The following is a 13,229-nucleotide window of genomic DNA, read 5'->3' on the forward strand; positions in this document are numbered from 1 at the left end:
GCGAAGCGGAGGAGAGAAAAAGGCGGCCCCTCGCGAGCCGGCGCCGAAGGCGCCCAAAAAACAGCCAAACCCCGACCGATGACCGAAGTCACCGCCCGGGGTCTCGCATTCGTCTGCTTACCGCAGTGGCATCGGATTACTTCTTGCCGCTGCGCACCGCCTTGGGCGACACCAGACGGGTCGCCGACCAGTCCTTGACGGCGCCGAAGCTCGTCGTGCGGGCCAATCCCGCCGTCGGCGCGGCCTCACCGATGTCCGAGGGTTCTACATATCCGTCCCGGCCGGTCTTCGGGGTCAGCAGCCAGATATGGCCGCCATCCGTGAGCGTGGCGAGGGCATCCACGAGGGTGTCGACGAGGTCGCCGTCGTCCTCGCGGAACCACAGCAGGACGACGTCGGCAACGTCTTCCTCGTAGTCCTCATCGACGAGTTCGTTGCCGGTGAGTTCCGCGATCTCCTCGCGCAGCTCCTCGTCCACGTCGTCGTCGTAACCGAGCTCCTGGACCACCTGTCCGGGCTGGAACCCAAGTCGAACGGCCGAGTTGGCCCGTTCTTCCGCGTGGTCCGCGGTCGCGCTCACGAATTAACCTCCCTTGTCCGGCCCCACAACGCTTCGGGGCTCACGCGCGTAAGTCCACACGCGCCAGGCTGTTCGCGCAAGTACCCAGGTCACGTACTCGCGCAAACGCCCCGCCGGGCCCTGTGCGGAAGCTACCCCGACCGGGTGTGGATCACGCAACGTATTCGGGTCCAGCGTGACAGACGAAAACTCACCAGGCCCGCCGGGGCCGTCCGGCGGCCGGATCGGCGCCGCCCGAGCGCTCGATCACCGCGTCCGCCCCGGGGATCACCAGACCGGTGTGCCCGTCCTCGAACCGCACCACGTACGGCGGCGCCCCGTCCGGGCCCCTGACCTCGACTATCTCCCCGAATCGGTCCCCGCGACCGACCGTCTTCCCGTGCACGTGGAGCCGGTCGCCAATTCGTGCCCACATCAGCTCGACCTCCTGTCGAACGGGTGCGAAACCACCCACACCCTCCCAGGGAACTACGCCAGTGCGCTGTGCGTAAGACAGTCGGCGTAAGGTCTTGGAGGTTCACGGTTGCAGCACCCCGCAATCGCGAACCGCCGCGTGGAGCGTCCGGCGACAGCCGGACGATCAGGGCAGCTCCGCTCCTTTCGCGGTAACCGAACACGGATCGGGCTCGGTCGATGTGATGCAGGCGGGCACCCCGCCGGTCCATTACCGGTCGGTAGAGATGACGGATCCAACGTCCGGGTACCACGATGGGGACGGCGCGACACCGCTCAGGGTGGTCGACCCCGCTCTCGCGCGGGGAGGGTCCCCATCTACCGATAAGGCGAAGGAACAGCGTGGCTTCCGGACGAGAGCGCTTCTCGATCATCAGCGACGGCCTCCCGAGCCAGCTCCCCGACATCGATCCGAACGAGACCGGGGAATGGCTGGAGTCGCTGGACGCAGTCATCAACGAGCAGGGCCGCCAGCGAGCCCGCTACATCATGCTCAAGCTGCTCGAACGGGCCCGTGAACGACAGGTCGGCGTGCCGGCTCTGCGCAGCACGGACTACATCAACACGATCCCCCCGGAGAGCGAGCCCTGGTTCCCCGGCGACGAGAACATCGAGCGACGCATCCGTGCGTTCGTCCGGTGGAACGCCGCGATCATGGTGTCGCGGGCGAACCGCCCGGGACTCGGAGTCGGCGGTCACATCGCCACCTACGCGTCCTCGGCGAGCCTGTACGAGGTCGGGTTCAACCACTTCTTCCGCGGCAAGGACCACGGGGAGTCGGGCGACCAGATCTACTTCCAGGGGCACGCGTCCCCGGGCATCTACGCACGTGCCTTCCTGGAGGGACGTCTCAGCGAGGCGCAGCTCGACGGTTTCCGCCAGGAGAAGTCGGCCGCCCCGAACGGGCTGCCCAGCTATCCGCACCCGCGGATGATGCCGGACTTCTGGGAGTTCCCGACCGTCTCGATGGGCCTGGGCCCGCTCGGGGCGATCTACCAGGCCCGGTTCAACCGGTACCTGCACAACCGCAACATCAAGGACACCTCGCGCAGCCACGTCTGGGCCTTCCTCGGCGACGGCGAGATGGACGAGCCCGAGTCGCTCGGCAACATCGGCCTGGCCGCCCGTGAGGAGCTGGACAACCTCACCTTCGTGATCAACTGCAACCTGCAGCGGCTCGACGGTCCGGTGCGCGGCAACGGCAAGATCATGCAGGAGCTGGAGTCGTACTTCCGCGGCGCCGGCTGGAACGTGATCAAGGTCGTCTGGGGCCGCGACTGGGACCCGCTGCTGGCCCAGGACACCGACGGCGCGCTCGTGAACAAGATGAACACGACGCCCGACGGCCAGTTCCAGACGTATGCGGTGGAGTCCGGCTCGTATGTGCGCGAGCACTTCTTCGGCGACGACGCGCGGCTGCGCCGGATGGTGCAGGACCTGACCGACGAGGACATCCAAAAGCTCGGTCGCGGCGGGCACGACTACCGCAAGGTCTACGCGGCCTTCAAGTCGGCGCGTGAGCACGTCGGCCAGCCGACGGTGATCCTGGCGCAGACGGTGAAGGGGTGGACGCTCGGCCCGAACTTCGAGTCGCGCAACGCCACGCACCAGATGAAGAAGCTCACCAAGTCGGACCTGAAGGCGTTCCGCGACCGGCTCTACCTGCCGATCACGGACGAGCAGCTCGAAGGCGACGTCCCCCCGTACTTCCACCCCGGTGAGAAGTCCGAGGAGATGGAGTACATGCGCGAGCGGCGCGCCGCGCTCGGTGGTTCGCTGCCGCAGCGGCTGGACCGCTCCAAGCCGCTCAAGCTGCCCGGCGACCCGGTCTACAGCGTGCTGAAGAAGGGCTCGAAGCAGCCGGTCGCCACGACGCAGGCGTTCGTGCGCCTGCTCAAGGACCTGATGCGCGACTCCGAGATCGGCAAGCGGTTCGTGCCGATCGCGCCGGACGAGTACCGCACCTTCGGCATGGACGCGATGTTCCCGACCGCGAAGGTCTACAACCCGCACGGGCAGACCTACGACTCGGTCGACCGTGAGCTGCTCCTGTCCTACAAGGAGTCGGCGCAGGGTCAGATGTTGCACGACGGCATTTCCGAGGCCGGTTGTGTGGCGTCGCTGATCGCCGCGGGCTCGACGTACTCGACGCACGGCGAGCAGATGATCCCCGTGTACGTCTTCTACTCGATGTTCGGGTTCCAGCGCACGGGCGACCAGTTCTGGCAGATGGCCGACCAGCTCAGCCGCGGCTTCGTGCTCGGCGCCACGGCCGGTCGCACCACGCTGACCGGCGAGGGCACCCAGCACGCGGACGGGCACTCGCAGCTGCTGGCCTCGACCAACCCGGCCTGTGTGGCGTACGACCCGGCGTTCTCGTACGAGATCGCGCACATCGTCAAGGACGGTCTGCGCCGGATGTACGGTCCGGACGCCGAGGACATCTTCTACTACATGACGGTCTACAACGAGCCCATCGCGCAGCCGGCGGAGCCCGCGAACGTCGACGTGGACGGCATCCTCAAGGGTCTGTACCTCTACCAGGACGGTCCCGCCAAGGAGGGCGCGCTGCGTGCCCAGATCCTCGCCTCCGGTGTCGGTATGCCGTGGGCGCTGGAGGCGCAGCGGCTGCTCGCCGAGGACTGGAACGTGGTCGCCGACGTGTGGTCGGCCACGTCCTGGAACGAGCTGCGGCGCGACGCGGTCGCGGCGGAGGAGCACAACCTGCTCCACCCCGAGGCCGAGCCGCACATCCCGTACGTGACCCGAGTACTCGACGGCCGGCCCGGCCCGGTGGTGGCGGTCAGCGACTGGATGCGGGCCGTCCCGGACCAGATCTCGCGCTGGGTCCCGGCCGACTTCGCGTCGCTGGGCACCGACGGCTTCGGCTTCGCGGACACGCGCGGCGCGGCGCGGCGCTTCTTCCACGTGGACACCGAGTCCGTCGTGGTGGGTGTGCTGTCCGAGCTGGCTCGCCGCGGCGAGGTCGACCCGAGTGTGGTGGCGGAAGCGATCAAGCGGTACGAGCTCTTGGACGTCAAGGCGGCCGGAGTGGGCACGGTCGGCGGCGACGCCTGATCGGCAGGTGATTCGGCCGTGGCCCCGATCCGTTCCCGGATCGGGGCCACGGCCGATATTGCCGGGCCTTCGGAAGTGGCTCGGGTCTAGACTTTGCGGGCCGGCCGCGGGACTTCGGCTGCGACTTTCGGAATCGCCTCTTAAGCGTCACTTCGCTGTTCGCGCCTCCATTCCCCGGCCGGCATCAGCATTGGGCCGGCCGAGGGGACACGTGGTGGATCGCCGGGACCTGGTCGCCTGTGAAGACGTGGTGATGTTCGTCAACGCGGCGGTGACCGCCACCGGCCAGCGCGAATTCCGCGACGACGCGGACGCACAACGGCTGTCCGTGGAGTTCCTGCACGAATACATCGTGGGCAACTACCGCGAGCTCTACGCCGCCACCCTCGCGCTGGACATCAACGACTTCAACGCGGCCCTGATCGTCCGGCACCTGCTGGAGAGCAGCCGCGACCTGACTCCCGAGGTGCGCCGACGCGAGGGCGAACTGATCGCGCGCAGGCTGGAACTGATGGCCCCTCAGCGGGTCTGGAGGCTCTTTCGCGAGTTGGCCCGACGCGGCGTCAACAACCGCCGCACCCGGGCGATCATGCGCGACTGGGCGGCGGGTCGCCGTGATCCGGTCTTCGACGCGGTGAAGTACCGGGCCGGGGTGAAGGCGACGATGCGACACGCGCACCTGGAAGTGCCCGCGGAAACGGGGACGTTCCTGTTCACGCCGCTGCGCAGGGTCCGGGTGTTCACCACACCGTTGTTCGAGACCTGGCGACAGGCGCACTACGCGCAGAGCTCGCTCTACGATCTGCCCTACAGCGTCGCCGAGGGGCTGGCCTCCGCGCACGGCATCAAGCGCGCGACGTTCCTGGAGAAGATCGCCCCGCAGTTGACCCGTCTGGAGCGGTTGCGGTTGCAGTCCGCGGGCGAGCGGGCCGGCGCCACGGCGATCAAGGCGGATCTCGCCGAGATGCGGCTGACCCGGCTCGCCTCCTATGTGCTGTCCCTGTCGCAGGCCGAACGGGCGGCTCGGCACGACGAGTTGCGACATGCCATGACCGTCTCCGCACGCCGGGTGGCGGGGGAGGCCGCGGGGACCTGGGGGCGGGTCGTCGCGGTGCTCGACGACAGCTTCTCGTCCTTCGGCTCGACGGCCAAGCGACAGCGTCCGCTGGCCGTGGCGCTCGCGTGTCGGTTCCTGTTGAAGGCACTCGCCGGGGAGTTCACCGGGCTGTGGACCTCGGGGACGCACGATCCGCTGCTGGTGCGGCCGAGCGGGCCGACGCCGCTGGGCAACCGACTGATCGACGCGCTCGAATTGGCGCCCGACCGCCTGGTCGTGGTCTCGGACGGGTGGGACAACAGTCCGCCCGGGCTGGCCGCCGAGGTACTGCGGGTGTGGCGCGAGCGGTTGGATCCGATGGGGGCGACCACGGTGGTGCATCTGAACCCGGTGTACGACGCGGAGGGCTTCGATGTGAAGCGATTGTCGGCGAGTGTGCCGACGGTTGGGGTGCGCGACGCGGAGGACGTCCCGGCCCTGGTCGAGTTGGCCCGGTTCGCCGAGGGGCGGGCCGGGTTCGCGGAACTGCGCCGCTATCTGGCGGACCGCCAGGACCGGTTCCGAACCCGTGGGGCCGCGGCGTGAACGGCGGTTTCGCGGCAACCGGGCTGATCGCCCGGCCCGCGCAGGTGTGGGGCGCGATCCGGTTGGTGCCGTTGGTGCGCGAGGAGCCACTGGTGGGCCTGCGACTGGATCGGCGCGTGTACGGGGTCGGTGATCCCTCGATCGTCGATGTCGGTGACGGCTCCTGGTACCGGTCCTTCATCCCGCACGCCTTCGTCGCGTCATGGGATGTCGACGGCGACCCGACGGCGGCCTTCGGCACCCAGCTCCACGAGCGCCCGGCCACGCCGCGAAGTGCCCGGATGCGGATGCCGACCAGGCGCGCGGTGCGCCGGATGGCCCGGGGCGTGGGCAGCAACAGGCTGCGTTTCCTGCCGATGCACCTGGCCCTGGAGGGGTATCTCGCGTTGCACTTCGGCGGGCCCTCGATCGTGTGGGAGGAGTGGACCGACCGGGCGGTGCGCGAGGGGTTGTCGCCGCGGATGGAGGAGGCGTACTGCGGGTACGCCGTGCGCGGGCTGGCCGATGCGCTCAAGGTGTTCGAGATCCATCCGGGCCAGTGCGGGGTCGCGCTCTACGTCGCGGACACGCTCGCGAGCGTGTTCGTGGTGCCGCATCCGTCCGACTATCGGGCCCTGCACGCGACCCTGCTCGAAGACCTGTACGGCGAGCTGCTGTTCCACTACGCCACCTACGTCGAGGCGGTCCCGGACTTCGTCGTGGCGATCGAGGCCCAGCGGGTGTCCTCGCTCGCGGACCTGCGCCGCGCGGCGGCCGGGCAGGTCGGGGACTGGGAGCGGTTCCACCACCTGATGTTGTCCGGTCTCACCGGCGAGGGCGCCTACCGGAACGAGTCGGTGTACCGGTTGGGGCCGTTCGAGCTGTCCCGGTTCCTGCCCTCGTTTCGCCTCGACGAGGAGAATCACATCGGCGAGCGGATCACCCACCAGGACGGCCGGCTGGCGTACTGCAAGACGTTCCGGCTCTCCGCCGCCCAGGTCCGTCGGGGTCACCTGCTCACCACCCTGCACGCGCACGGCTGGGCCCTGGACGCCGCGGCGACCGCGTTGCACAGCACGCCGTCCGCGTTGGCCCGCCGCATCCGCGAGTCGGGCTTCGAGGGCCTGCTCCGCCGGCACGCCGTGGACCGCCTGGAGCGCGAGGGACGCCGACGCGACCGATGAGGCCGCCCCGCCCCGCGTCGGGCGGGACGGCCTCGCGCCGGGTTCAGTCGCGGTCGTTGAAGGTCGCCGTCATGTCCGGGTAGCGGGCCCCGGTGACCTGCCCGGCGATCGGCTCGAGCGCGGCCAGTTCGGCCTCGGTGAGCACCAGGTCGACCGCGCCCACGTTCTCGTCCAGGCGGTGCCGCTTGGTGGTGCCCGGAATCGGCACCACCGACAGGTCCCACGCCGCGGTGCGCGAGTGCACCCAGGCGAGCGCGACCTGCGCGGGGGTGGCGCCGTGCGCCTCGGCGATCGCCCGCAGCGGCGCCAGGATGGCCGCGTTCGCGGCGGCGTTGTCGCCGGTGAAGCGCGGCTGGGAGCGGCGGAAGTCGCCCTCCGGCAACGTGTCGGCGCTGGCCCAGGCACCGGTCAGGAAACCCCGGCCGAGCGGCGAGTAGGCGACCAGCGCCGCGCCCACCTCGCGGGTGGCCGGCACCACGCTGTCCTCGATGTCGCGGGTGAACAGGCTCCACTCGGACTGCACGGCGGCGATCGGGTGCACGGCCGCCGCCGCGTGCAGCTCCTTGGCGGTCACCTCGGACAGGCCCAGGTGCCGCACCTTGCCCTCGCGCACCAGCTCCGCCATCGCGCCGACGGTCTCCTCGATCGGCACTCGCACGTCGCGACGGTGCATGTAGTACAGGTCGATCACGTCGGTGCGCAGCCGGCGCAGGCTGGCCTCGGCGGCCTGCTTGACGTAGGCGGCGTCGCCGCGGACCTCCCGCTCGCCCTCGGGCGTGACGTTGATCGCGAACTTGGTCGCCAGGGTGACCCGCTCGCGCCGGCCGCCTTCGGCCAGGAAGGCGCCGAGCAGTTCCTCGTTGGTGTACGGGCCGTACATGTCCGAGGTGTCGAACAGGGTGACGCCCAAGTCGAGGGCGCGCTCCAGCGTGGCCACCGACTCGTTGTGCTCGGCGCCCGCGTAGAAGGCGCTCATGCCCATGCAGCCCAGGCCCTGGGCGAAGACCTCGGGGCCGTGGTCACCCAGCTTGAGAGTGTTCGTCCTGGAAGTGCTCATCGTCGTTACTCCGCTCCGCGTCCGCGTACGTCTCGATCTTGTAGTCGATCACGAGCAGGCAGCTCTGGAGGTCGCTGATCCGGTTGCGGACCTCCTCGCGGTGGTCCTCCAGCAACTCTCGGCGTGCGGCCCGAGTCTCGTCGCCCAGGCGGATCAACTCCGCGTAGCGAAGCATGTCCGACACCGGCATCCCGGTCAGCCGCATCTTGCCGACGAACTCCAGCCAGTCGAGGTCGTGGTCGCTGTAGCGACGCCGACTCCCCCGCCCGTTCCCGTTCCCTCCCGTCCGGGGCCCCTGCCGGCTCACGTGCGGCATCAGGCCGATCCGCTCGTACCAGCGCAGCGTGTGCGCGGTCAGACCGGTGCGTTCGACCACTTCGCCGATCGAGTACTTGCCGACTTCGTAGTCCTCGGGTGCGGTGACCTGCTGCGTGGCCGACATCGTTGAGCCTCCGGTGGGAAGCCCGCCCCGGTGGGGCGGGCACGACGCAAACGCTACGGAGTTGGAGCGCACTCCAAGCAAGCACGAACCTTCACGCGTGGGTCAATCCCGCGTGCATCTCCCACACCAGCACCTCGGCCGGCTCGTCCGCGAACGCGCTGACCCGCTGCCCCTGGGCGTCGGACAGGCGCACCGCGTCGCCCGCCGCGAGCACGCCCGCGCCCTCCAACTCGACGATCCCGCGGGTGACGAACACATGCGCGAACGGCGCGTCGGGCAGCGTCGCACTGCCACCCGCAGGCAACCGCGCCACATGCAGCGCGGCGTCCCTCTGGTGGATCCGGATCGCCGCGTCGTGCCCGGGCCGCCCGGAGGCGATCGGCACCAGGCCGCCGCGATCCAGTTCGGCGCGCACGTCCTGCTGCTGGTAACCGGGAGTGATCCCGTCCTCGTCGGGAACCACCCACATCTGCACGAAGTGCACCGGCTCCGACGAGCCGGCCGCGTCGTTCTTCTCCGAGTGCAGGATGCCCCGACCCGCACTCATCCGCTGGGCCAGACCCGGGTGGATGATCCCGTTGTGGCCCTCGGAGTCCTGGTGCACCAGGGATCCGGAGAGCACCCACGTGACGATCTCCATGTCCCGGTGCGGATGCGTGTCGAAGCCGGTACCGGGAGCCACCACGTCGTCGTTGCTGACCAGGAGCAGTCCGAAGTGGGTGTTGTCCGGCGCGTAGTGCCGGCTGAAGGAGAAGCTGTGGTGCGAGTCGAGCCAGCCCGCCCGAGTGTGGAAGCGTTCCCCGGCCCGGCGCACGTCGAAGGTGGTCATGCCCGGTTCAACCACGGACTCGGCACGGGCTGTTCCCGGGGCACGCCCCGGCGAAGAGCGCCCGATTGCCGGCGGATCGCCCGTAATCCGGCCCCGATCACCGAGGGTGAACGGGCCGGTTGATATCGTTCGCGCGTCGGCGGCCGGTTTGTCGCCGACGGCGTCGAACGCAGCGAAGTCCGGTGGGATCCCGGCGCTGTCCCGCAACCGTGATGCCCCGCCCGGACACTCGGGATTTCGGGGCGAGCCGGGTCGCCTCGTCCGCGCCGACGACATCGGCCTCGCAGGAGGGGCGATCCGTCTCCACGGGTCCCGATGCCTGCCGCGTCGAAGGACCTGGAGTCTTCGTTGAGATCCGTACCCCTGTTTCGTTCCGCCGCCGTGCTGCTGCTGGGCGCGCTCGTCCTCACCGGTTGCGGTGACTCGGACGACTCGAAGGACGACAAGGCCCAGGGCACGCCGACGGCGACCGGCGGCTCTGCCGGGTCGGGTCCCGACGCCAAGGCATTCCCGGCGACCGTGGACTCCGGCGGCGCCAAGGTCACCATCGCGAGCGCCCCGAAGAAGATCGTCTCGCTCGCGCCCAGTGCCACCGAGATGTTGTTCGCGATCGGCGCCGGCGGCCAGGTCACCGCGGTGGACGACCAGTCGAACTTCCCGGCGAGCGCACCCAAGACCAAGCTGTCCGGCTTCAAGCCGAACATCGAGGCGATCACCAACTACACGCCCGACCTCGTGATCGTCTCGGACGACACCGACGGCCTGGTCGCGTCCTTGACCAAGCTGAAGATCCCGGTCGTGCTGACGCCGGCGGCGAAGACCTTCGACGACTCGTACGCACAGTTGACCACGCTGGGCACGGCCACCGGCCACGCCAAGCAGGCCGGCGAGGTCGCGGCCAGGATGAAGACGGACATCGCGACCATCGTCGCCGCGACGCCCAAGCCGGCCAAGCAGCTGAGCTACTTCCACGAGTTGGACAACACGCTCTACACCTCGACCTCCAAGACCTTCATCGGTCAGGTGTACGCGCAGTTCGGCCTGAAGAACATCGCCGACGACGCGGACAAGGCCGGCACCGGCTACCCGCAGTTGTCCGCCGAATACCTCGTGCAGGCCAACCCCGATCTGGTCTTCCTCGCCGACACCAAGTGCTGCGGCCAAAACGCCGACGTGGTGGCCAAGCGGCCGGGTTGGGACCGGGTGGGCGCCGTGCGCAAGGGCGGCGTGGTCGCACTCGACGACGACATCGCCTCGCGCTGGGGCCCGCGTGTGGTGGACCTGGTCCGGGCCGTGTCGGAGGCGGTCACCAAGGCCGGCGCGGCGCAGGGCTGACGGCCGGCTCGTGCGGGATCTCCTGCCCATCCGGTCCCGACCGGCGGTGCTGCCCCTGCTCGGCGCGGGCGTACTGCTGGTCGGCGTCGTCGTGCTCGCCCTGACCGTCGGCGCGGCCGATCTGCCCGCGAGCGGGGTACTGCTCGCGCTGCTGGACGAGCTGCCGTTCGTACACCTGGACCACGGCCTGTCCCCGGTCCAATACGCGGTCCTGATGGACCTGCGGCTGCCCCGAGTGCTGGCCGCGGTGACCGTGGGCGGCTTGCTGGCCATGGCCGGCGCCGGCTATCAGGGCGTCTTTCGCAATCCGCTGGCCGATCCGTACCTGCTCGGTGCCGCCTCCGGCGCGGGCCTGGGCGCGACCCTGGTGATCGTGTACGCGGACGGCGACAGCGTGGGCGGGATCCCGGTGGTGCCGCTCGCCTCGTTCGTCGGCGCGATGGGCGGGGTGCTGCTCGCCTACGGACTCGGCGCGAGCACGAGCCGCTCCGACGGCACCGCGAATCTGGTCCTGGCCGGCGTCGCGGTCGCCCAGTTCCTGGCCTCCGCGCAGACCTACGTCCAGTCCGCGAACACCGACGAACTGCGCCGGATCTACTCGTGGATCTTCGGCCGGCTGTCCGGGATCGGCTGGGCCGATCTGCGGATGATCCTGCCGTACGCGCTGGTGAGCACCGCGGTGCTGCTCGTGCACGGACGCCTGCTCGACGTCATGTCGGTGGGCGACGAGGAGGCCGCGGGCCTGGGTGTACGGGCCGGCCGGGTCCGCCTGGTGGTGCTGCTCGCCGCCTCCCTCGCCACCGCGTCGGCCGTCGCCATCAGCGGCCTGATCGGCTTCGTGGGCATCGTCGTGCCGCACATCGTGCGCCGCTTCGTGGGCGGAAGCTACCGCCGGGTGTTGCCCATGTCGCTGCTGTGCGGCGCGGCGTTCCTGGTGCTCACCGACCTGATCGCGCGCACGATCACGGCGCCCGGCGAACTGCCGATCGGCGTGGTCACCGCGTTCGTCGGTGCCCCGTTCTTCGTGTTCGTGCTGCGCGGCACCCGCAAGGTGGACATGTGAGCGCCCGGTTGGTGTTGCGCGACACCGGCGTGGACCGCGACCGGGTGCCGGTGCTGCGCGGGGTGGACGCGGATGTCGAACCCGGCGAGTGGCTGGCGGTGATCGGCCCCAACGGCGCGGGCAAGTCCACGCTGCTCAAGGCGGTCGCCGGGCTGCTGCCCTACGTGGGCTCGATCACCGTGGCCGGCCGCCAGATCGATGAGCTGACCCGGCGCGAGTCGGGCCGCGGCATCGCCTACACCGCGCAGAGCCCGGTGGTGCCGGCGCAGATGCCGGTGCACGAGTACATCCTGCTCGGCCGCACCCCGCACCTGGGCTATCTGGCCCGGCCCGGACGGCGCGACCGGGCGATCACCGACGAGGTGATCGAGCGGCTGGATCTGGGCCCGTTCGCCGGCCGCGACGTGGGCCGGCTCTCCGGCGGCGAGCGGCAGCGGGTGGTGCTGGCCCGGGCGCTCACCCAGCAGGCGCCGGTACTGCTCCTGGACGAGCCGACCACCGCGCTGGACCTGGGCCATCAGCAGCAGGTGCTGGAGATCGTGGACGGCCTGCGCCGCGACGACGGCCTCACGGTACTCACCACGCTGCACGACCTGGGGGTGGCCGCGCAGTACGCGGACCGGCTGCTGATGCTGGTCGACGGGCGTCCGGTGGCGTCCGGGTCGGCCGCCGAGGTGCTCACCGCCGAGTCGATCGCCACGCACTACCAGGCCCGCGTATCGGTCGAGCCGGGTCCGGACGGCCGCCCGCGGGTACACCTGATCCGGCCCGGACACACGGGCCGGGACACCGCCGAGGGGTCCGCGTGAGCACCCTGCCGCCGCCGCGCGAGACACCGGCCGATTTGCTGCGCCCCCGCACCGTGTGGCGCGACGAGGACGGCACCCGCCGCCCGGCACTGCTGTGGCGAGCCGGTCCCGGTTGGCGAATGGCCTCCTCCGCGCTGCTCGGCGGCGGCATCGGCGAGCGCGCGTGGGTGCTCAACCTCCAAGTCCGGCCGGGCTACGACCGGATGGACCCGGTCACCCACCTGACCGAGGTGGCGGCGCCACTGGGCCTGACCGGCGCCGGAGTGGGCCTGATGACCGCCGCCGAGGTCACCGCATGGACACACGGCGCGGACGAGGGCGCCGAGGCAGCGGTCACCACCGGAATCGGCGTCCCCACCTGGGCCGCCGCCCCCGTCCCGGGCCTACCCGGCGCCCCACCACCCGGCACGATCAACATCATCGCCGCAGTCCCCGCCACCCTCTCCGACGCGGCCCTGATCAACGCGGTGGCCACCATCACCGAAGCAAAGGTGCAGGCCCTGCTCGACGCCGGCTACGCCTGCACCGGCACCCCCTCCGACGCCATCTGCGTAGCAGCCCGCGTCCCCACCCCCAACACCCCCACAGAACCCTTCGGCGGCCCCCGCTCGACCTGGGGCGCCCGCCTGGCCCGAGCCGTCTACACAGCGGTACTCCAAGGCGCCCGAAACGACCACGCCCGCAGACAAGCCCCCACCCCACCCAAGCCCCGAACCCGAACAACCCACCCCCTCACCCGCAACACCAACAAACCGACCCAATAACCAAACCCCGCCCC

12 protein-coding genes are annotated in these 13,229 nt (G+C 70.3%); 7 read left to right on the forward strand and 5 right to left on the reverse strand.

What is annotated here, in order from left to right; genetic code table 11:
• Positions 1–136: 136 nt before the first annotated feature.
• Positions 137–580: a DUF3052 domain-containing protein gene (locus A3IC_RS0107615; RefSeq protein ID WP_026217985.1), complete on the reverse strand. Its 444-nt coding sequence runs from the start codon at positions 578–580 to the stop codon at positions 137–139.
• Positions 581–770: 190 nt separating this feature from the next.
• A complete protein-coding gene (locus A3IC_RS0107620; protein WP_020549472.1) occupies positions 771–995 on the reverse strand; it encodes a DUF1918 domain-containing protein in 225 nt (74 codons plus the stop codon).
• 293 nt (positions 996–1,288) lie between these two features.
• Here A3IC_RS0107620 and aceE point away from each other — a divergent pair, with 293 nt between their 5' ends.
• The 3 genes from aceE (at position 1,289) to A3IC_RS0107635 (ending at position 6,916) form a co-directional block, all read left to right on the forward strand.
• A complete protein-coding gene (gene aceE / locus A3IC_RS0107625) occupies positions 1,289–4,111 on the forward strand; it encodes a pyruvate dehydrogenase (acetyl-transferring), homodimeric type (protein ID WP_425387317.1) in 2,823 nt (940 codons plus the stop codon).
• 211 nt (positions 4,112–4,322) lie between these two features.
• Complete coding sequence (locus A3IC_RS0107630; RefSeq protein ID WP_020549474.1) at positions 4,323–5,753, forward strand: hypothetical protein; 1,431 nt, start codon at positions 4,323–4,325, stop codon at positions 5,751–5,753.
• Positions 5,750–6,916 (forward strand): ARPP-2 domain-containing protein, encoded by a 1,167-nt coding sequence (locus A3IC_RS0107635; protein ID WP_020549475.1) that lies wholly within the window; start codon positions 5,750–5,752, stop codon positions 6,914–6,916. The genes A3IC_RS0107630 and A3IC_RS0107635 overlap by 4 nt, the downstream gene beginning before the upstream one ends.
• Positions 6,917–6,959: 43 nt before the next feature.
• On the opposite strand, the gene A3IC_RS0107640 is transcribed toward A3IC_RS0107635, so the two are convergent.
• The 3 genes from A3IC_RS0107640 to A3IC_RS0107650 all read right to left on the reverse strand — a co-directional run bounded on the left by A3IC_RS0107640 (position 6,960) and on the right by A3IC_RS0107650 (position 9,244).
• A complete protein-coding gene (locus tag A3IC_RS0107640; protein ID WP_026217987.1) occupies positions 6,960–7,973 on the reverse strand; it encodes an aldo/keto reductase in 1,014 nt (337 codons plus the stop codon).
• Positions 7,936–8,415, reverse strand: coding sequence for a MerR family transcriptional regulator (locus A3IC_RS0107645; protein WP_020549477.1), 480 nt, complete (start codon positions 8,413–8,415; stop codon positions 7,936–7,938). Before A3IC_RS0107645 ends, A3IC_RS0107640 begins: the two co-directional genes overlap by 38 nt.
• Before the next feature lie 91 nt (positions 8,416–8,506).
• Positions 8,507–9,244 (reverse strand): pirin family protein, encoded by a 738-nt coding sequence (locus tag A3IC_RS0107650; protein WP_020549478.1) that lies wholly within the window; start codon positions 9,242–9,244, stop codon positions 8,507–8,509.
• Positions 9,245–9,592: 348 nt separating this feature from the next.
• Between A3IC_RS0107650 and A3IC_RS0107655 the strand changes: the two genes are divergently transcribed.
• The 4 genes from A3IC_RS0107655 to A3IC_RS0107670 are packed head-to-tail and all read left to right on the forward strand — an operon-like array spanning position 9,593 to position 13,215.
• On the forward strand, positions 9,593–10,579 hold the full coding sequence (locus A3IC_RS0107655; protein WP_040876297.1) for an ABC transporter substrate-binding protein: 987 nt from the start codon (positions 9,593–9,595) through the stop codon (positions 10,577–10,579).
• A 10-nt stretch (positions 10,580–10,589) separates the two neighbouring features.
• A complete protein-coding gene (locus A3IC_RS0107660) occupies positions 10,590–11,642 on the forward strand; it encodes a FecCD family ABC transporter permease (RefSeq protein ID WP_020549480.1) in 1,053 nt (350 codons plus the stop codon).
• Positions 11,639–12,451 (forward strand): ABC transporter ATP-binding protein, encoded by an 813-nt coding sequence (locus A3IC_RS53045; RefSeq protein ID WP_020549481.1) that lies wholly within the window; start codon positions 11,639–11,641, stop codon positions 12,449–12,451. Before A3IC_RS0107660 ends, A3IC_RS53045 begins: the two co-directional genes overlap by 4 nt.
• Positions 12,448–13,215 carry an adenosylcobinamide amidohydrolase gene (locus A3IC_RS0107670; protein WP_020549482.1) on the forward strand — a complete coding sequence of 256 codons (768 nt, stop codon included), beginning with the start codon at positions 12,448–12,450 and terminating at the stop codon, positions 13,213–13,215. Before A3IC_RS53045 ends, A3IC_RS0107670 begins: the two co-directional genes overlap by 4 nt.
• Positions 13,216–13,229: the final 14 nt, after the last annotated feature.

It is taken from the genome of Embleya scabrispora DSM 41855, assembly GCF_000372745.1.
Taxonomy (GTDB): Bacteria; Actinomycetota; Actinomycetes; order Streptomycetales; family Streptomycetaceae; genus Embleya; species Embleya scabrispora.

Bases quoted from the DNA above. Each gene is read 5' to 3' on its own strand.
- A3IC_RS0107645 (WP_020549477.1), bottom strand. From the start codon at position 8,415: ATGTCGGCCACGCAGCAGGTCACCGCACCCGAGGACTACGAAGTCGGC.
- aceE (WP_425387317.1), top strand. From the start codon at position 1,289: ATGGGGACGGCGCGACACCGCTCAGGGTGGTCGACCCCGCTCTCGCGC.
- A3IC_RS0107640 (WP_026217987.1), bottom strand. From the start codon at position 7,973: ATGAGCACTTCCAGGACGAACACTCTCAAGCTGGGTGACCACGGCCCC.
- A3IC_RS0107620 (WP_020549472.1), bottom strand. From the start codon at position 995: ATGTGGGCACGAATTGGCGACCGGCTCCACGTGCACGGGAAGACGGTC.
- A3IC_RS0107650 (WP_020549478.1), bottom strand. From the start codon at position 9,244: ATGACCACCTTCGACGTGCGCCGGGCCGGGGAACGCTTCCACACTCGG.